This is a genomic window from Massilia sp. GER05 (genome assembly GCF_052056005.1).
GTDB lineage: Bacteria > Pseudomonadota > Gammaproteobacteria > Burkholderiales > Burkholderiaceae_D > Telluria > Telluria orientalis.
Window position 1 is genome coordinate 4,015,886 of sequence record NZ_CP178858.1, and the last position, 19,285, is coordinate 4,035,170.

General features: G+C 68.6%; 14 protein-coding genes. 1 reads left to right on the top strand and 13 read right to left on the bottom strand.

Annotated features, from left to right (window positions below; all coding sequences use genetic code 11):
- The 8 genes from ACL58G_RS17925 to ACL58G_RS17960 form a co-directional block, all read right to left on the bottom strand.
- Positions 1-1,059, bottom strand: a complete 1,059-nt coding sequence (locus tag ACL58G_RS17925; RefSeq protein WP_440962660.1) for a UDP-glucose--hexose-1-phosphate uridylyltransferase — start codon at positions 1,057-1,059, stop codon at positions 1-3.
- 238 nt (positions 1,060-1,297) lie between these two features.
- Positions 1,298-2,308 (bottom strand): transporter, encoded by a 1,011-nt coding sequence (locus ACL58G_RS17930; protein ID WP_440968062.1) that lies wholly within the window; start codon positions 2,306-2,308, stop codon positions 1,298-1,300.
- 161 nt (positions 2,309-2,469) lie between these two features.
- Positions 2,470-4,320 carry a glycoside hydrolase family 28 protein gene (locus ACL58G_RS17935; protein WP_413385827.1) on the bottom strand — a complete coding sequence of 617 codons (1,851 nt, stop codon included), beginning with the start codon at positions 4,318-4,320 and terminating at the stop codon, positions 2,470-2,472.
- 10 nt (positions 4,321-4,330) lie between these two features.
- Positions 4,331-6,931 carry a pectinesterase family protein gene (locus ACL58G_RS17940; protein ID WP_413385828.1) on the bottom strand — a complete coding sequence of 867 codons (2,601 nt, stop codon included), beginning with the start codon at positions 6,929-6,931 and terminating at the stop codon, positions 4,331-4,333.
- Positions 6,928-7,713: a rhamnogalacturonan acetylesterase gene (locus ACL58G_RS17945; RefSeq protein ID WP_413385829.1), complete on the bottom strand. Its 786-nt coding sequence runs from the start codon at positions 7,711-7,713 to the stop codon at positions 6,928-6,930. The genes ACL58G_RS17940 and ACL58G_RS17945 overlap by 4 nt, the downstream gene beginning before the upstream one ends.
- 5 nt (positions 7,714-7,718) lie before the next feature.
- Positions 7,719-10,433, bottom strand: coding sequence for a TonB-dependent receptor plug domain-containing protein (locus ACL58G_RS17950; RefSeq protein ID WP_413385830.1), 2,715 nt, complete (start codon positions 10,431-10,433; stop codon positions 7,719-7,721).
- Between the two features lie 238 nt (positions 10,434-10,671).
- A complete protein-coding gene (locus tag ACL58G_RS17955) occupies positions 10,672-11,889 on the bottom strand; it encodes a DUF4861 family protein (RefSeq protein ID WP_413385831.1) in 1,218 nt (405 codons plus the stop codon).
- Between the two features lie 25 nt (positions 11,890-11,914).
- Positions 11,915-13,129 carry a glycoside hydrolase family 88/105 protein gene (locus ACL58G_RS17960; RefSeq protein ID WP_440962661.1) on the bottom strand — a complete coding sequence of 405 codons (1,215 nt, stop codon included), beginning with the start codon at positions 13,127-13,129 and terminating at the stop codon, positions 11,915-11,917.
- Between the two features lie 367 nt (positions 13,130-13,496).
- Here ACL58G_RS17960 and ACL58G_RS17965 point away from each other — a divergent pair, with 367 nt between their 5' ends.
- On the top strand, positions 13,497-14,492 hold the full coding sequence (locus ACL58G_RS17965; RefSeq protein ID WP_413385833.1) for an alpha/beta hydrolase fold domain-containing protein: 996 nt from the start codon (positions 13,497-13,499) through the stop codon (positions 14,490-14,492).
- Here the strand turns inward: ACL58G_RS17965 and ACL58G_RS17970 are convergent.
- The 5 genes from ACL58G_RS17970 to ACL58G_RS17990 are packed head-to-tail and all read right to left on the bottom strand — an operon-like array spanning position 14,446 to position 19,185.
- Positions 14,446-15,654, bottom strand: a complete 1,209-nt coding sequence (locus ACL58G_RS17970; protein ID WP_413385834.1) for a M24 family metallopeptidase — start codon at positions 15,652-15,654, stop codon at positions 14,446-14,448. The genes ACL58G_RS17965 and ACL58G_RS17970 overlap by 47 nt on opposite strands.
- A 13-nt stretch (positions 15,655-15,667) precedes the next feature.
- Positions 15,668-16,915 carry an FAD-dependent oxidoreductase gene (locus ACL58G_RS17975; protein WP_440962662.1) on the bottom strand — a complete coding sequence of 416 codons (1,248 nt, stop codon included), beginning with the start codon at positions 16,913-16,915 and terminating at the stop codon, positions 15,668-15,670.
- Positions 16,912-17,175 (bottom strand): 2Fe-2S iron-sulfur cluster-binding protein, encoded by a 264-nt coding sequence (locus tag ACL58G_RS17980; protein ID WP_440962663.1) that lies wholly within the window; start codon positions 17,173-17,175, stop codon positions 16,912-16,914. Before ACL58G_RS17980 ends, ACL58G_RS17975 begins: the two co-directional genes overlap by 4 nt.
- Positions 17,162-18,292, bottom strand: coding sequence for an NAD(P)/FAD-dependent oxidoreductase (locus tag ACL58G_RS17985; protein ID WP_440962664.1), 1,131 nt, complete (start codon positions 18,290-18,292; stop codon positions 17,162-17,164). The genes ACL58G_RS17980 and ACL58G_RS17985 overlap by 14 nt, the downstream gene beginning before the upstream one ends.
- A complete protein-coding gene (locus tag ACL58G_RS17990) occupies positions 18,289-19,185 on the bottom strand; it encodes a dihydrodipicolinate synthase family protein (RefSeq protein ID WP_440962665.1) in 897 nt (298 codons plus the stop codon). The genes ACL58G_RS17985 and ACL58G_RS17990 overlap by 4 nt, the downstream gene beginning before the upstream one ends.
- Positions 19,186-19,285 lie beyond the last annotated feature (100 nt).

The window sequence follows — 19,285 nt, forward strand, 5'->3', positions numbered from 1 at the left end:
TCAGGTCGTTTGGTTGGATTCGGTGTCGAGGTAGTGCACTTCGGATTGCGCGCGCAGGCGTTCGGCCGCCTGTTCGGGGGTCAGGTCGCGCTGGGCTTCGGCCAGCATCTCGAAGCCGACCATGAACTTGCGCACCGACGCGGAGCGGAGCAGCGGCGGGTAGAAGTGGGCGTGCAGCTGCCAGCCTTCCGCCTCTTCGTCTGGAATACCGTACGGGGCGCCGTGCCAGCCCATCGAGTACGGGAACGAGGTCTGGAACAGGTTGTCGTAGCGGGTGGTCAGGCGCTTCAGCAGCACGGCCAGGTCGGCGCGCTGGGCCGGCTGCAGCTCTTCCAGGCGGCGCACGGCGAAGCGGGGCAGGACCAGCGTCTCGAACGGCCACGCGGCCCAGTATGGGACGATGGCGACCCAGTGCTCGGTCTGGACGACCACGCGTTCCTGTGCGGCGATCTCGCGCTCGGCCACGTCCAGCAGCAGGCGGCGGCCCTGTTCGGCGTGGTAGGCCTTCTGCTGGCGGTCTTCGGCGGCCGGCAGGTTCGGGACATAGCTGGTCGCCCAGATCTGGCCGTGCGGGTGCGGGTTCGAGCAGCCCATCACGGCGCCCTTGTTCTCGAACACCTGGACCCAGCGGTATTTGGCGCCCAGCTCGGCGGCCTGTTCGCACCACGTGTCGATGACGCCTTCCAGCGCCGGCAGCGACAGCTGCGGCAGCGACTTCGCATGGTCGGGCGAGAAGCAGATCACGCGGCTCCTGCCGCGCGCGCTCATCGTCTGGAACAGCGGGTCCGTGCCCTCCGCGGCTTCCGGGGTGTCCGGCATCAGCGCGGCGAAGTCGTTCTCGAACACATAGGTGCCCGTGTAGTCGGGGTTCTTTTCGCCGTTGACGCGGGTATTGCCCGGGCACAGGTAGCAGGTCGGGTCGTGCGACGGCTTGGCCGAGCGGTCGACGGCTTCCTGTTGCCCCTGCCACGGACGCTTGGCGCGGTGCGGGGACACGAGGACCCAGTCGCCCTGCAGCGGGTTGTAACGGCGGTGCGGATGGTCGGATGGATTGAACATGGTCTTCTTCTGCGATTCGGAAATAGGATGCTCGAAAAGCCACGACCGGGCGGCGCGGCGCGCGTACCGGTGGAAGCAGAGGCTGGCGCCGGTGTCTGGGGCCATTCTACCGTCGGTCGCGCCGCGCACGGCTGCACAGGCGTGTGGGCTTTTCCTGAGGCAAGAAGCTTAACGTGATGCCGGGAAAGGAGTTATACCCAATGCAAGGGCAAATATCCTGTTTTTATATGGCAAAGGCTCAATGCGGCCGTTGCAATCGAAGCAACAGCCAGGCGATGGCCCCCGTGACGAGGGCGGTAAAGCCCAGCACGAGCCAGAACCCGTGCGGATGCTGGGACAGCGGCACGCCGCCCACGTTCATGCCCAGCAGGCCTGCGATCAGGTTGATCGGGAGGGCCATCACCGTCACGATGGTCAACAGGAACAGGCTGCGGTTATTGTCCTCGTTGACCCGGGCCGCGATCTCTTCCTGCAGCAGTTTGATTCGTTCGTGCAGTGCGGCCAGGTCGGACAGCACGACCGTGAATTCCTCGGTCGACTGGCGCAGCTCCTGGCGGTCTTCCGGCGCCACCCAGGCCGGAGGGCGCTGCAGCAGGCGGAAGAGGGCGGCCGGTTCCGGCGCCAGCAGCCGCTGCAGCCGGACGAGCACCCGCCGTAGCGCGCCCAGGTCTTCGCGCCGGCGCGTGAGGCGGCCGGCCAGCAGCTGGTCCTCGGCGGTGTCGACCCGCGCGACGGCATCGCGCACGATGTTGACGAGGACGTCGGCCTGGTCGCGCAGCAAATGCACCAGCAGCTCGACGCTCGACCGCAGCGGCGCGCCGTTCAGCACATCCTGGCGCAGGCGCTCGATGGATTCCAGCGGCTTGCGCCGGGCCGTGATCACGCCGTGCGGCGTCACGTGGACCCACAGCGTGGAGATCTCGGCCGTGTCGACCGAAAAATTATGCAGGACGTCGTTGACGACGGCGATCAGGGCGCCGTCCGCCATTTCGATGCGGGTGGAGCGCGAGCCCTGGTGCAGCGTCTCGTAGAATTCCTCGGGCAGGCCGGCGTGGGCGCGCAGCCAGCGCTCGCTGGCCGCATTCGACAGGTTGAAGTGCAGCCAGACGAACTGCCCGGGGACGGGGGCGTGCAACCAGGTCTCGGCGTCCTTCGCGTCGACGGACACCGCTTGCGCGGCGTCCTGCAACAGGAAGCCCCAGACCAGCCCCGTCACGTCGGAGCCGTAGTTGAACGCCGGTGTCGCCATCATCCATCCCATGCAAGCCAGAGGTGACGGCATTGTAGAGCATCTCGCTCCGTCGTTCCCGCGAAGGCGGGAACCCAAGTCGTACGCACGCCGCTTACGTTCAACGCGGGTGGTGCGCATGAAAAATTGGGCTCCCGCCTGCGCGGGAGCGACGATGGATATTACGCGGACAAGGTCGTGTCGTACCGCTTCCCGCCGATCATGACGTTCGCCAGCTTCAGCCCCCGCACGTTATATGTGTACCACGGATGCGCCGCGTTGACGGGCGTGCCGAAGTCGCAGTCCGTGATCGTCACATCGCGCACCGGCAGCACGGCCGGCGCCGGCGCCGGCCCGTTGTAGTCGGACGCCACCGGACCGAGGATGACGAACGCCTGGAAGCACGACGCGAGCGACCCGTCCTTCGTCTTCACGTTGCCCACCTTGACCTTCGAGATGTGCACGTTGCGCACCTCGGGCGGGCGCACGCGCACGTTGTCCGCGCGCGGCGTGTAGTCGCAGTCGAACGTGACGACGGCCCCGGCGGCCGTGGCCACCGTCCTCGAGGCGATCGGGGAGCCGGGCAGCGACGCATAGAACGACGGCGACGTCTGCACGCCGTTCGGGATGCTCACGTTGCGGACATAAAAATTGCGCAGGAAGCCGCCGCGGTTCATGTTGGTCTTCAGGCGGATCGCCGTGTTCAGCGGGTTCGTCGCCCAGTTCATGTTCTCGAACACGAGGTCCTGCGCGTACACGTTCTGGATGCCGCCCGCCATCTCGCTGCCCAGCGTGACGGCGCCGTGGCCGCTCTGCATCGTGCATTTCTGGATGACGATGTTCTGCGACGGGCCGTACTGCGTGTCGAGGTTCTTGCCCGCCTTGATGGCGATGCAGTCGTCGCCCGTGTTGAACTGGCAGCCTTCCACGAGCACCGTGTCGCACGCTTCCGGATCGAAGCCGTCGCTGTTCGGCCCCAGGCTGTTCGCATGCACCTTGCGGATCGTGAGGTTGCGGCACGCGACCGGGTGGTGCTGCCAGAACGGCGTGTGGATGACCTGGTAGCCTTCCAGCAGCACGTTCGTGCACCCGATCAGCTGGATCATCGGCGGACGCAGGTAGTGGCCCACGCCGAACACGCGCTTCGCCAAGGGCACGCCCGCTTCCGACAACGCGGGCAGGTACGCGTCGTCCGCGCGCCACTTGTCGCCTTCGCCCTGGATCAGCCGGCGCCTTTCCTCCGACAGCCCAGGGGCCACGTCGGCCAGCGACTTCGGATTCAGTTCGTTGACCTGGTTCTGCGCCAGTTTGCCGGGCACGTAGTTCGGCGACTTGTCCTGGGCGACGGAGTTGATCGTCGCGTTCTTGCCCTTCCACGTCCACCAGCAGTCGGCGCGGCCGGGGAACGGCACGCCGCCCTGGCCGTCGAGGATGGCCGTCCAGTCGTCGCCGGTGAGGGCGATGTTGTCCTGGTTGCGCGCATAGACCATGGGCGAATAGTTCAGGCAGTCGTTGCTCTGCCAGCGCGAGACGACCAGCTTGCCGTTCGGGCCGCAGTCGACGTCGCCGTATTTCGCGTAGTCGGCCGGATCGTTGCTGAAATAGACGTGCGCGCCGCTCGCGAGGTGCACGTTCACGTTCGACAGCAGCACGATCGGGCCCGCGCAGAACCAGTCGCCCTTCGGGATCACGACGCGGCCGCCGCCCTCGGCGTGGCATTTCTCGATGGCCGCCCTGAACGCGGCGTAGCAGTCGTGCGCGCCCGGCGCGGGCGTTGGCAGGTCGGCCTGGTCCTCGAACGACACCCACGCCTTCACGGGCACGAGCTTGCACGGCGCGGCGCCGAAATCGGTGACGAGATACTCCGCCTTGCGGAACTTGACGGGGTTGGCGAGGCGCTGCGCGATGCCGGCCGCTGCCTTCCACGGATCGGGAACGGCCGCCGCCAGCGCCCGCCCGGGCCCCGACAGTGCGAGTCCGGCGACGGTCGCGGTTTTCAAAAAGCCGCGGCGGGCGTCGAATGATTGCTTCATGGTGTCTCCGTCATTCAAGGATGTTGTCATATTCGCCGAGGTAGACGTCGGCGGGGACGGGCCGTTGGCCTGGCGGTGCGAACGGCGTGCCGGCCAGGTTGTCCCAGTAATCGTCCGAGCTGAATTGCGCGGGGCGGTGCGCCAGCGTGCCGTTGCGGTTCCATTCCGACCACGGCGTCGTCTTCTCGAAATGCGGGCCGATGCGCGAGCGCAGGATCACGGCCTTGCCGACCGTCTCCAGCGTGCGCCGGCGGATCGTGCCGTTCGGCGCCTTGTACACGTCCACGTCGCCCAGCCGGCACGTATAGCCCTCGACGGGGATGAAGCCGTACGGCGTGCAGCGCTCGTTATGGAACCATTGGCGGGCAAAGTAGAACTGCGTGTTCGCCGCGCCCGGCGCATCGCTCGTGAAGCGGCAGCCGTCGAACACGAAACCGTACTTCGCGCGGCGGTTCGTGTCCGGCGCGGCCACGTACGACGCGGCGCGGCCGCCGATGGCGTGGATGTCGCAGTCCTTGAAGACCGCGATGGTGTCGCCGAAGATGAAGTCGACGTCGCCTTCGATGTGCGTGTCGTGGAAAAAGCTGCGCACCGTTGCCGTGCCGTCCTGCGAGCTGAGGAACAGCGTGTCCTGCAGGCCGAGCAGGCGCACGCGCTCGAACTGCGCCTTGTCGGCGCCGTCGACGCGCAGCGCGACGGCCTGGTGGTGCACGCGGCTGCCGCCCGTCGTGTCGGGGCAGTTGTCGCCTTTGCACTCCGCATGCGCGACCGCACCGTCGCGGTTGTACGCGTTCTCGATCGTCAGGTTGCGGGCCTGGAAGCCGTTCGCGCGCACCCACACGGTCGCCGAGCCCGTCGTCTGCAGGGCGGGCAAATCCTTCAGCGCGTCGACCATCGCCCGCACGCCTGGCGCCGCGTGCTCGAATTCGGCGGCGTAGCGGCTGCGGTAGGCAGCGCCCGTCGTCGAGGCGTCCAGCGCGGCGCTGATGCGCACGGCCTGCGGGTCGGCGCCGGCGCCATCCAGGGTAATCGGCGGGGCGCCCGGCGGCACGTAGACGAGTTCCTGGTACGTGCCGGGGGCGATGCGGATGACGATGCGGCGCGTACCGCCCGCCGCCACGGCGCGGTCGACGGCCGCTTGCACGGTGGCGAAACGGGTCGCTCCGTCCGCCGGTGCGCGCGCATCGACCGTGTAGTCGGCATGCAGTGGCGCGCCGGTCGCGAGCGGATCGGCCAGCGGATCCCACGGCTCGATGCGTTCGTCGCCGACGGGGCCCACGTACTTCAGCACCTCGCGGTAGTCGTAGGCGCGCGCCTGCTCGGCCGTCAGCTGCGGGCGCCCGGAACGGACCGCCGGCTCGGGAAACGGCAGGAACCGCCCGGCGCAATCGGCGGCGGCGCCGAACGCGCCCTGCACGCGCGCATGTTCCCGTTTGATGTCCGACCCGGCGGCGATCGCCACGTCCTTCAAGTCCAGCACGAGCGGATGCGCGTCGTCATATCCCTGCAGCAGGATGCGCCCCGGGGTCGTGCTGCGCACCCGCTCCATGCGGATGGCGGCGTAGTCGGGGATGAGCGCACCCGGTTGCGCCGGCTGTTCGTAATGCGTCGTGATCTCGATGGGAGAGCGGATGCCGCGCAGGCACACGTCGCGGTAGACGATGCCGTGGACTCTACCGCCGCGCATGTCGTTGCTCTTGATACGCAGGCCGGACGTGGTTCCGTCCATCGCCAGGTCGTCGACGAGGACGCGGCGCACGCCGCCGTTCGTCTCGCTGCCGATGGACATGCCGTGGCCGCTGTAGAAGCGGTTGTGCAGGATCGAGACGTTCTCGGTCGGCCCGTTGCCGCCGGCCTTGATCGCCACGTTGTCGTCGCCGGTGCGGATGATGCTGTGCGCGATGGTCACGTTGCGCGACGAGATCGGGTCGATGCCGTCCGTGTTGCGCGCGTCGTGGGGCGTGTCGATGACGACGCCCCACGCGGTGAAGCCGTCCACGTTGTTCAGCGTGACGTGGAAGTTTGGGGAATTTTTCAGCGTGATGCGATACAGGGTGACGTCGCGCGCCTTGTCGGCCTGGATCAGGCGCGGCACGTTCTGGCGGGTCTTCTCCTTTTGCGCGCGGCGGGCGATCTGCCACCAGGTCTCGTCCTTGCCCGCGATGCGCTGTCCGCCCTGGCCGTCGATGGTGCCGGTGCCCATGATGCCGGCGCCGCGCACGCCGTCGAGCAGGATGAACGGCCGGCAGCCGCGGCCCGATGCATCGTTCGTGCCGCACGTGCCGGCGCCGCGGTCGAACAGGCGCGGGTCCGTGCTGGCGTACAGCGTGGCGCCTTTGTCGACGAGCAGTGTGACGCCGTCGCGCAGTTGCAGTGGCCCGGCCACGAAGCTGCGCTTGTCGTTACTGGCCGCGAGCACCACGGCGTGGCCGGGCGCGCACTTGTCGATGGCCGCCTGGATGCGCGCGGCATCGTCGCGGCCCGCGTTCGTGGTCGCGCCGATCAGGACCGCGCAGGCCGGCGGGACGACCGGCTCGCGCACGTCGCGCGTGTCCTGTGCGTGCGCCTGCGCGCCGGCGAGCGCGCAGGCGAGCAGGGCGAAGCGCCTCAACGCTTGCCCCCGTCCCTGAAGTAGGCCGCCGTCTCCGGCCGCGCCGCCACCAGCTCGCGCTCGACCATCCGCGCAAAGAAGTCCGCGCCCTTGGTGCCGAGGTGCGTGCGGTCGAACGCCGTCTTCGCGGCGCCGGCCGGTTCGACCTTGTTCGGATCCGCAGGCATCCCGTAGCCCGGCGGACGCGGAACGACCGCCAGCGTATCCGCTTCATCCTGGCCCATGGCCTGGACGGCGGCCACGCTATCCCGGTTCAGGTCCAGCAGCACGGCGTGTTCCTGCGCGGCCGCGCGCCGAGTCGCCTCGGCCCACGGCGCCAGGTCATTGCCGAGATACGCGCCCTTGAACGTGCGCCGGGTCAGCGGCGTGACGAGCACCGGCACGCCGCCCAGGTCCCGCGTCTCCCGCGCATAGCGCGCCATGTTGACGGGGAACTGGGTGACGAGGTCGGTCGAGCGCCCCGGCTTGCCCGGCTGGTCGTTGTGGCCGAACTGCACGAGCACGTAGGTGGCCTTGAACGACGCGCCGTCCTTCAGCATGCGCTGGACTTCGTCCCAGCGGCCCTCGGCGCGGAAGCTGCTGGTACTGCGGCCGCCCCGCGCGAGGTTCACGCAAGTGACGTCCGGCGTGAAGCGCGCGCAGAAGGCGTCGCCGTAGCCGCTCTTCGTGGCCATCGTGGAGTCGCCGACGAGGATCACGCGGATAGGCGCGTCGGCGGCGCTGGCCTGGCCGGCCAGGATGAGGCCGGCCAGGACGATACGTTTCAGTAGTGTCGCTTGCATTGCGATTACTCGAAATCGTAGCTGACGCGCAGGTTCCACGAGCGACCGATCGGATTCGCGACGCTGCTCAGGTAACCGCTGCTGTAGATCGTGTTGTTGGTGATGGGCGGGGCCTTGTCGAACAGGTTGGTGACGCCGGCCGTGATGCGCACCTGCTTCTGCACGCGGATCGAGCCGGTCAGGTTCCACGTCGAGAACGACGGGATATCGCGGTAGTACGCCGACGTGACGGCGGTGTTGGCGTCGCGGTAATGGCTGTTGAAGTTGTTCGTCAGCTGCGCCGAGTAATCGCCGCTCTGCCACGACAGGCGCAGGTTGTGCTTCCAGCGGAACGTGATGATCGGGTAGCTCGACGTGGTGCCGTTGCTGGCCCAGCCGAACTGGCCGACGTTGGACATCCACGGGCCGTTCGGCACGAGCTGGTTGTCGAAGCGGGTCAGGTAGGTGCCGTCGATGGCGGCGCCGAACGTTCCGAAGCGGTTGCGCGCGATCTCCCAGTGGGCCGACACGTCGACGCCGCCCGCGATCTGGCCACCCAGGTTCATCGTCGTGTTGTTGATGTAGGCGAGCGAGCCGTCCGCATTACGCACGAACAGGTTCTTGTAGTCGGCGTAGTTCGTGAAGTAGACGTTCTCCGGCAGGTTGGCCAGCATGTCCTTCATGTTAACCTGCCAGTAGTCGAGCGACGCGGTGAACGAGTGGGACGGTTCGAACACGACGCCCAGCGTGCCTCCCTTGGAGCGCTCCGGCTTCAGCTGCGAGTTCGAACCGGTCAGCTTGTTCAACTTGGCGTTGCAGACATCGGCGGCATCCACGCCGGGCACCGCCGTGCCGGTACCCGGCATGGTGATGGACGGGCCCGGGCACAGGACCGGATCGTCCCAGCGTCCCGCCGTCGTCGTGTTGGCGACGGTGGTGCGGTAGCCATAGCGGTCGAACAGTGTCGGCGCGCGGAAGCCCGTGTTGGCCGAGCCCCGGAACATGATGGTCTTGGTCGGCTGCCAGCGGAAGCTGATCTTGGGCGTGAAGGTCGAGCCGACGTCGCTGTATTTGTCGACCCGCACGGCGCCGTTCAGCGTCAGGGTCTTGGTGACGGGGGCGTCCACCTCGCTGTACACGCCGATGATGTTGCGTGCGCTTTCTCCGTGCGCCGGGACGACCTTCGCATAGGTGATGTCGGCGGCCGGTGCCAGCTTGGTGTCCTCGTTGGTATCGCGGTGGATGTCGGCGCCGATCGCGATCGCGAGGTCGCCGCCGGCGAGGGCCATCAGCGATTTGCTGATGTTGCCGTCGATGCCATAGTAAGAGCTCTTCGAGCTGCGGTTCTGCATGCCGTCCGCGGCGATCGAGTCGAGATAGTCGAGGCCCGCCTGATCCTGCAGGCCGAACGGGTTCAGCGTTCCGTTCGCCAGGCCGTTGATCAGGCCGATGCCCGAGAAGTAGCCCGACTGGAAATAGCCTTTGCGCTGGGACAGCCCGTAGCTCATGCCGGCCCGGTAGTCCCAGGTGCCGACATGGCCGTCGGCGGAAACCAGCAGCCGCTGGTTGATCTGGTTGTCCCGGGTCACGGCCGGCCCGCGGTCGGCCACCGCCCAGGACACGGTCAGCGGCTGGTTGGTGATGCCGGCGACGGCCGGCACTCCGCCGCTGCCGCCCGGATACCATTTGCTGCTCGATGGCAGGATCGCCTTTGCGCTCCCGACGGCGACCGCCTGCGTCGGGTTCTTGTAGCCGAAGATCGATTCGTCGCCGCGGGTGTATTCGACGGTAACGGTGTTGTCGGCGTCGATCCGCTTGGTCGCTCGCGCGTACATCGTCAGCTGTTTGTTCGGGTGCAGGGCCGAGCCATAGGTGTCGTCGTCCAGTACACACGTGCTCTTCGCGCCCTGGACCGAATAGGGGCTCAGGCAGCCGCTCGCGTAATACGGGTTGGCGGCGTTCTTGTTGGCCGAACTCGTGAAGTTGGCGGGTGTCGCGTACCCGCCGGAGGCGGCGCTGCGCGGCAGGCCGATCGCCGCCATCGCCGCGTCGTCCGGAATGAAGCCGGTGCGGTCCGACAGCTTCAGGCGGCTGCGCTGGTGGAAGTCGACGGTGCCGTAGATGTTCCAGCCGTCGCGCGCGAGGTTGCCCTTGCCGAACGTGGCCTGGATGCGCTGCTCGTCGCCGCCGCCGCGGCGCTGCGGCTGCACGAGCTGCACGGTGACGTTGCCGCCCTCGACTTCGCGCTTGGTGATGAAGTTGACGACGCCGCCGATCGCGTCCGAACCGTAGATCGACGACGCGCCGTCGCGCAGGATCTCGACGCGTTGCAGCGCGCTGATCGGGATGACGTCGAGGTTGGCGTAGCCGTCGGCGATGGCCTCGTTGGCGAGGCGGCGGCCGTTCAGCAGCACGAGGGTGCGGTTCACGCCCAGGCCGCGCAGGTTGATGTTGGTGCCCGAGCCGGCGTTGGACGGCTGCAGCGACGCCGACTGCGGCAGCGCCATCATCACGTCGGCCAGCGTGGTCATGCCCTGCTTGACCAGTTCCTCGGCCTTGATGGTCGTGACGGGCAGCGCTTCCTCAGTGGCCATGCGCTTGATGCTGGAGCCGGTGACTTCGACGCGCTGGATCGGCGCGTCGCTTTGCTGTGCCTGCGCCTGCTGGGCGAGCGAGAGGACCGCGAGCGCGATCGAGGACATGACGAAATGGCGGGGCGGGGTGCTGCGGGGGTATTTCATGAAGCTGTCTCCTGTTTTTATGTCGATGACGTGTCGGCGTCCGCAGGGGGGAGCGGCGCCGATGGTTGCTTCTTACAAAACCAGCCTGGCGAGGTCGAGCCACATGTGCGTTGCGTGCGGCCCTGTGTTGGAATCAATTCTAGATTGGTCTGACCACAAGATCAATGTGGCCAGACCAGATTATGAGGAGTATGTGCTGGAAAAGCAACACATATGATGACTGATCTCGGTTTCGATCTCAGTTTGCGCCGGCTTTCAGCGCGATGCGGACGGGGTGCGCGGCACGGTTGGCCTCTGCCGCCACGTAGGCCTGCCACGCCGCCTTGGACGTGATGCGGCCGGCGCGGTCCCACGCGGCGCCGACCCAGTAGCGCAGCGGCTTGCCCGATTCCACGCGGGCCAGCACGAGGTCGTTCAGCGCGTCCTGCGCGAAGCCGGTCGACGCGGGCAGCACGACGGCCGTGCCGAACGCGCCGTTCGAGGCCTGCTCGACCCATTGCAGCAGCGCGTGGTTCGCATCGTCTTTCACGAGCGCGATGCGCGGTTCCTGCTTCCGGTCGGACGGCGTCTTGTTGAGACCCACGGCGACCGTCAGCGCGGACGGTCCGCTGAACGTGAACGTGCTGTCGATCTGGTCGAGCTGGTGGCCGGCGTCGACGGTGAAGCGCTTGGTTTCCGTGATCTGGGTGCCGGCCGCATTCCACGCGGCGTACGACAACTCGAACACGGCGCGGATCGGGCCATTGGCCAGCACCTTCCAGCCGGCCCAGTTGCCGCTCGTATAAAGCTGTTTGCCGTCCCACACGCCCGTACCGCCGGCCCCGCGCGAGCGGCCGACGTTGTACATGTCCATGCCTTCGCCTTCGTCCTTGTGGTAGTGGTCGTGGCCCTTGTTGTACCAGCGGTCGACGATGGGATAGTCCACGCGCTTGAACCAGATATCGAGGCCGCTCGTCTCCAGCACTTCCTTGCCGCTGCCCGGCGCGGCCGGTGCGGCGAGGGCGGGGCCGTAGGTGCGGTGGCCGATGACGTCGTTCTCCCACGCGAAATCGTCCAGGCGTTCCGGCACGTAGCGCGCGAACGCCTTCGGTGCGAACGGCGGCGTGAGCGCGTCGTTCTTTTCGACGACGAACGTCGCCGTCTTTTCGCCGGGCTTGAAGTCGTGCTGGAACAGCAGTTCGCCGTACGCCGCGCCGACGCCGTGCGGGTCCTTGGCCAGCGGCGCCACGTTCGTCACCTGGTAGGGCAGCAGGTGGCCGGCCGCGTCCTTCACGGCGAGGTGCTGGATCAGCGCGCCGGGCAGCGCGGCGTTCACGTCCTGCCACGGGATGACGATCGTCTCGGATGGACGCGCGGCGTCGAGGTCGTGGGTCACGGTAACGGTGAGGCGGTCGGCAGCGCCGGCGCTCGCGGACAGCACGAGGCCTGCGGCGCAAAACATTGTTTTCGCTTGCATGTTCCAGGCTTTCATCGAAGAGGTGTCAGGGATGTTCGCGGTAGCTGGTCTGCCCGCCGTCCTTCGGCACGTAGTGATACGTGCGGACGCGGAACTGGATGTCGATTGCCGGGTTGTTCAGCAGCCGGATCATCTCCGCGCCGGCCAGCAGCATCGGACCGTAGCCGTGCATCGCCGCCGTGCTGGTGGGGCGGTTGTAATAATAGACCTGGTCGCTCGCGAACGTCGTGCCCACGCATGTGCCTTCCACGCGGCCCTGGGCATCGATGCGCGCGGACAGCGCGTTCCAGCCGGCCTGCGCGATCGAGCCGTACGTCGTCGGGCTGATCCAGCCTTCGTTGACGGCATGCGCGAGCACGTACACGAACATGGCGCTGGCCGACGTCTCCAGGTACGAGTCGTCGCGGTCGATCATCTGGTGCCACATGCCCGCGCCGGACTGGCGTTCGGCGATGCCGCGCAGCGTTCTTTTCAGCTGCGCCATCACCTTCGGATAGCCCGGGTGGTCCTTCGGCAGCACGTCGAGGACGTCCGACATGGCCAGCACCGCCCAGCCGTTCGCGCGCGCCCAGTAGAAGCGCGGGGCGTCGGGATTGTTGGCGTTCCAGCCGTGCGTGTACAGGTTGCGCTGCGGGTCGAACAGGTAGTCCGTCATCTGCAGGACGTTCTTCACGGCGTCGTCGAAGTACGCGCGGTCGCCCGTCATGCGGCCCAGTTCGGCCAGCGCGGGGATCCCCATGTACATGTCGTCGGCCCACAGCGACGCGGCCTGCGGGCGCTGGCGCGCGAGGGTGCCGTCCGGGAGGCGGAACTGGCGCTTGGCCACCCAGTCGCCGCACACCTTGATCTGCGCGGAGAGGTCGGGGCCGATGCCGGCCTGGCGCGCGCGCATCATCGCGGCGCACATCGAACCGGCGTCGTCGAGCGCGCGCGGATCGAGGAAGTGCGCGAAGCTGTTGGCGCGCTCGAGGTGGAAGCGCTGTTCCTGCGCGCGGAAGTAGGGGAGGCGGTCGGCGAAGAATTGCAGGTGGCGCTGCGTGAGGGCGGCATAGCGCCTGTCGCCCGTCGCGGCCGTGGCCTTCAGCAGGCCGGCATGCACGACGCCCATCTCGTAGGCCTGCAGGCCGAAGTCGGCGTCGCCCTTTTCGACGACGGCGTCCGCGACGGGCGTGCGGAAATCCGTGACCGGCGCGCCGCTGCCCTTGTGCACGATGCGGGTCGGCGTTCTGGCTGTCGACATAGCCGCGGATGCGCTGCAGCGACGCCGCGATCTCGGCGACGACCGGCTTCTTGTACGGCACCGGATACGTGCCTTCGGCCGCGTCGTTCGGGTTCTTGTTGTCTGGGTTACGATAAGGCCCCTCGGCATGCGCAGGGGCGGCAAGGCACGCGAAAGCGGCCAGGAAGGCGAGCAATCTGGATGGCGGCACCGTGTAGTCTCCGGTCGTTTTTTATATGGTGGACGTTTTCCGTCCTTTATTTGGCCAGACCATTCTAGGTTGGTCTGGCCACTTTTGCAAGGTGGACTAGCCGGGGTGTGTTGTTGGGTGGCATACTGGACTTCCCACGACGAGGCGGAGGCCAGGATGCGCAGGACGATACGTTGGATGGGTACGGCGTTGCTGCTGGCCGCATGCGCGGCGCGGCCCGTGAACACGCCCTTGCCGGAGAGCTACACGGCCGAGACGACGTACGCGAAGCTGGCGCCTCGATATCCGTTCATCCGCATCGCGAGCCGCGCGGTGCCGCCTTCAGTGCGGGCCGTCACGGACGTCACCTATGTACGCCGCAGACATGGCGACCTGAGGCACGACCTGAAACTGGACCTGTACCTGCCCGCGGCGGCGGGCACGGCGCCGCGCCCGGCCATCGTCTTCGTGCACGGCGGCGGCTGGCGCGCGGGCGTGCGCGCGAACTTCGCGCCGATGGCGATCCGCATGGCGGAGCGGGGCTATGCGGCGGCCACCATCAGCTATCGCCTGGCGCCGGAAGCGCCATACCCGGCCGCGATCCACGACGCAAAGGCAGCCGTGCGCTGGGTGCGCGCGCACGCGGCGGACTACGGCATCGATCCGGGCCGCATCGCCATCGCGGGCGGCTCGGCCGGTGGCCAGATCGCGGCGCTGACGGGCGTGACGAACGGAGAATCCCGCTTCGATCCGGACGGAGGAAAGGTGTCGAGCGACGTGCAGGCGATCGTCAACATCGACGGCCTGTCGGATTTCACATCGGAAGAAGCGCGCAAATACGAAGACGACCCGGCGAAGCAGCCTTCGTCCGCCGGCGCGTGGTTCGGCGGCCGCTACGCGGAGAAGGCGGCGCTGTGGCGCGACGCGTCGCCGCTGTATCACGTGAAGGCGGGCACGCCGCCCATGCTGTTCATCGTCAGCGCGCAGCGGCGTTTCAGCCTCGGGCGGGAAGAGATGGCCGGGAAACTGCGGGTGCTGGGCGTGCCGAACCGGGTCGTGCCCGTGCCCGACACGCCCCACAGCTTTTGGCTGTTCGATCCGTGGCTGGCGCCGACGGTGGAGGCGGCGGATGCGTTCCTGAAGGAGGTCATCCCGCCCCGAACGGATTCTCCAGGCTCGCCGCCGGCTGCGTGAACCACTTCGGTCCGTTCGCCGTCATGTAGAAATGGTCTTCCAGGCGGACGCCGAATTCGCCCGGCACGCAGATCATCGGCTCATTGGAGAAGCACATGCCCGGCTCCAGCGCCCGGGTCTCGCCGCCGACGAGGTAGGGGCCTTCGTGGATGTCGAGACCGATGCCGTGGCCCGTGCGGTGCGGCAGGCCGGGCAGCTTGTAGCCGGGGCCGAAGCCGTTGGCCTCGAGCGCGCGGCGCGCGGCCTTGTCGACCTCTTCGCACGGCATGCCCGGCTGGGCCGCATCGAACGCCGCCCGCTGCGCCGCCTTTTCCGCGTTCCAGACGAAGCGCTGGCGCTCGGACGGTTCGCCGAACACGTACGTGCGCGTGATGTCGGAGATGTAGTTGTGGACCTTGCAGCCCGTGTCGATCAGCACCGTGTCGCCCCGTTGCAGGGTCTGCACGTAGCTGACGCCGTGCGGGTACGCCGTCGCCGCGCCGAACAGCACGATGCAGAAATAGGAGCCGCTCGCGCCGACCTTGCGGTGCGCGAGATGGATGAATTCCTCGACTTCCTGCGTCGTGATCCCTTCGTGCAGGATGGACGCCGCCGCCACGTGCACGGCCATCGTCATGTCCATCGCGCGCTGGATCAGCGCGATCTCCGCGTCCGACTTGCGGCTGCGGCAGTGCGACGTGACCGGGTGCGCGTTCCGCAGGGTGTAGCCATCGGTCGCGGCGCGGATCGCGTCGAACAGGAACAGCGGCGTGCCGTCGTCGATGGCGAGCACGCTGCCGGCCCCGATCCCGCGCTGTTCCAGCACGGCGCGCAGGCGCGCGGCGGGACGCTCGTGCTCGTCCCAGACGGCGATGTCGCCGTCGACGACCATGAAATCGCGGATCGTGCTTTCCTCGAACGCGGGCGCGATGTAGACGGGGCCGCCCTGCGCCGGCAGGATGGCGCCCACCATGCGTTCGCTGGGGCTCCATCTCGTGCCCGTGAAATAGGTCAGGTTGCTGCCGGCGTTGAGGTAGACGGCGTCGACGCCTTGCGCCGCCATGAACGCCTGCGCACGTTCGATGCGCCCCCGGTGCTCGGCCAGCGCGATGGGCACGGCGCCCGCGGTCATGTCGTCCAAGGCGTCGAGCGCTGCCTGCTTGTCGGTGCCACCAATATTCATGTTTTTCATTACCTCATTCAAAGTCCGACAGCGCCCGCGCGGTCGCGGGCATGATGGGTGTCCGGGCATCCTCGTGGGACCACCCGAACAGGAAGGCGCACGCCGCGCCGCAGGTCTTGCCCTGGCATGGCCCCATGCCGACGCGGGTCGCCAGTTTCGCTTCGCGCCAGTCGCGGTGCGGCAGCAGGCGGGCCTGGGTCACGTCCTCGCAGCGGCACACGATCGTCTCCGGGCCGCACATCGCCCGCAGCGACTCGTCCGGCGCGAACGTGCGCGCCAGCAGCGCCGCGAACGCGTGCGATGCGCGCCGCAGCGGCAGGTCGCGCCCGGACGGGGGCAGGCCCAGCGCGGCCAGCGCCGCGATGCGGCCCTCGGCGACGGCCTTGTCGACGCCGCCGATGCCCGTGCATTCGCCCGCGGCCCAGACGTCCGTGCGGCTCGTCCGCTGCGCATCGTCGACGCGGATCGCGCCGTCGACGACGTCGCACCGGAGTGCGCGCGCGAGGTCCGTGTTCGGGACGAGGCCGAAACCCGCAGCGAGGAAGTCGCAGGCATACTCGACTTCCTTGCCGCCGGCCCGGACGACCGCCGAGCGCACCGTGCCTTCTCCGTGCGCCGCGACGAGCGTGGCGCCCGTCACGTACGGGATGCCCCGCAGTTCGGCGAACAGCGACGCCGCCTGCAGGAACTTTTTCCCGTGCCGCGGCAGCAGTCCGAGCCCGAAGGCCGACAGGCGCGACCACGGCTGGTGTTCGACGATCGCGGCCACGTGCGCACCCGCGCGCAGCGCCGTCGACGCCGCCGCCAGCAGCAGCGGCCCCGTGCCGGCGACCACGACGCGGCGTCCGCACACCGGCATGCCGCCCTTGATCAGCGCCTGCAGCCCGCCCACGCTCGTGACGCCCGGCAGCGTCCAGCCGGGGAACGGCAGCGACAGTTCGCGGCTGCCCGAACACAGCACGAGGCGCTCGAACGGGACGGCGGCGCCGCGTCCGCCCGTCTCCACGAGCAGCGTGCTGGCGTCCACGCTGCCGATGACCTGGGTCCCCTGCATCACGGTGCAATCCGGGTGGCCGCGCAGGGCAGTCCACGCGCTGCGTGCGCGGGCGTCGGTCCAGCGCGCGGGGCCGCCGCGCCAGATCTGGCCGCCCGGCGCATGATTGTCGTCGATCAGGCAGATCCTTGCGCCGGCGTCGAGGGCGGTCCGTGCCGCGGACAGTCCCGCCGGACCGCTGCCGACGATGTGCAATACGGTCTTCACCAGTCGCCTCCCGTGTCGATGGTCATGCCGTCCGCGCAGATCGTCCTGCACGCCAGCTGGTTGGCGCAGCCGTCGACGGTCACGCGGCATTCCTGGCACTGGCCGATGCCGCAGAACGCGAACCGGGGCTGTCCCGTGACCGAACGCCGCGTGCACAGCGACCGGGCGGCGACGAGCGCCGCGACGACGGTGACGCCGCTCGGGACGGTGACCGCGACGCCGTCGACCAGCACGCGGCTCAGGGAATCAGGCGGGGACATGGGCGAACCTCGACGGTGAATAAGGGGCGGCGGCGATGGAAGCGGGCCGGCCCAGCATCAGGTCCGCCAGCAGTTGCGCGGTGCCGAACGCGGTGGTGACGCCGAGACCTTCGTGGCCCGCGGCAAGCCACACGCGATCAAGCGTCGGATGGCGGCCGATGACGGGCCGCCCGTCGTAGGTCGCGGGCCGCATGCCGGTCCAGCTGCGGATGATTTTCATGTCCGCGAGACAGGGCAGCAGCGCGATGGCCGAACGCAGCACGCGCGCCAGCACGCGCGGATCGACGTCCGCATGCGCGATCCCGTCCTGGCGGCAGGATCCGATCAGCCATTGGCCCGTGATGCGCGGCTGGACATTCGCCGCGACGGCGAGGGCGTCGCCGCCGGCTTCCGTTTGGCCCTCGGTTTGCCCATAATCCATGCTCACGACCTGGTGCGACAGCCGCCGCGGGTAGCGCGCCGTGATGGCGAGATGGCCCTTGCGCGGGAAGATCGGAATGTCCGGCAGCAGCCGCGTGACGGCGGTCCCCGTCGCGACGACGACGTCGCCCGCGGCGATGCGTTCGCCGTCGGCCAGCGTGACGCTGCCGTCGTCGACGCGGGCGACGGCCGTGCCGAAGCGCGTCCGCCCGCCCAGCGCGACGAGCGTGCCGGCGAGGTTGCGCGCGACGGCGGGCGGGTACACGACGCCGTCGCGCGCGACGCGCACGCCGCCCGCGAGGCCCGCGCGCAACGCGGGTTCCGCGCGCGCGAGCTGGACACCGGACAGTTCGGCCGCATCCCAGCCGCGCCGCGCCAGGCGCCCGGCGCGGACGCGCGCCTGGGCCATCTGGGCATCGTCCTCGGCGACCCACAGGGTGCCGCAGCGGACGTGTTCCGCGAGGCCGGCGCGGGTGGACAGGTACTCGTCCCAGCGCGCCAGCGACAGCAGGCACAGGTCGAGTTCATCGTCCGTCTCGTCGAGCGCGACGAGGTGGCCCATGCCGGCCGCCGTCACGCCGTTGCCTGGGTGGTTCGCATCGACGAGCAGCACGTCGCGCCCGAGCGCCTGCAGCTCCGCCGCGCAGGCCGCGCCGACGATGCCGGCGCCGACGACGATCACGTCCGGATGCTTCACGCCAGCGCGGGCAGGGCGGGGCGGTTGGCGATGGCGGCGCGGATCGTCTGCTCCACCTTCGCGCGGCGCTCGCCGGCCAGCGGCAGGCGCGGCGCGCGCACGCGCTCGTTCGAACCGATCGCGATCGCTTCCGCGAGCTTGATGTTCTGGACGAGGTAAGTCGACACGTCCAGGTCCAGCAGGGGGCGGAACCAGCGGTAGATGCGCAGCGCCTCGTCGTAGCGCCTGGCCTGGACCAGGCGCCAGATCGCCACGGTCTCCTCGGGGAACGCGAGGCCCACGCCGGCGACCCAGCCCTGCGCGCCCACCGTCAGCGCTTCGAACGCGAGGTTGTCGACACCGGTCAACAGGTCGAAGCGGTCGCCGAAACGGTTGATGATGTCGGTGCTGCGGCGGATGTCGTCCGACGATTCCTTGACGGCGACGAAACGGGGATCGTCCGCCAGTTCTTCCATGATCTCGACGGTCACGTCGACGCGGTAGGCGAGGCGGTTCGAATAGATCATGACCGGCAGGTCGCCGGCCTGCGCGATGGCGCGCAGCGTGGCTACCGTCTCGCGCGGGTCCGTGTGGTAGATCGTGCTCGGGACGACCATCAGGCCGTCCGCGCCCGCCCTGGCCGCCTTCTGCGCCAGCGCGCATGCATCCCGCGTGGACGCTTCCGCGACCGTCAGCAGCGCGGGCTTCGTGCCGGCCGCTTCCTTGCAGAGTTTCAGGACGTCGATGCGTTCGTCGTGCGACAGCATCGGTCCCTCGCCCAGCGAACCGCAGGCGATGAGGCCATCCACGCCGGCGTCCATCTGGATGCGGAAGCAGCGCAGCATTTCGTCATGGTCGAGCGCACCGTCCTCGTCGAACTTGGTGGTGACGGCGGGAAGAACACCTTTCCACATGGGGTTAGTCTCCTTTGCTTGAAAGGTCTCATGCTAGGCCTGTTTGGCGGCGGGGTCTTGCGTGAAGCGCTCGCCGGGGAAGCCGAAATCGGCACAGCGC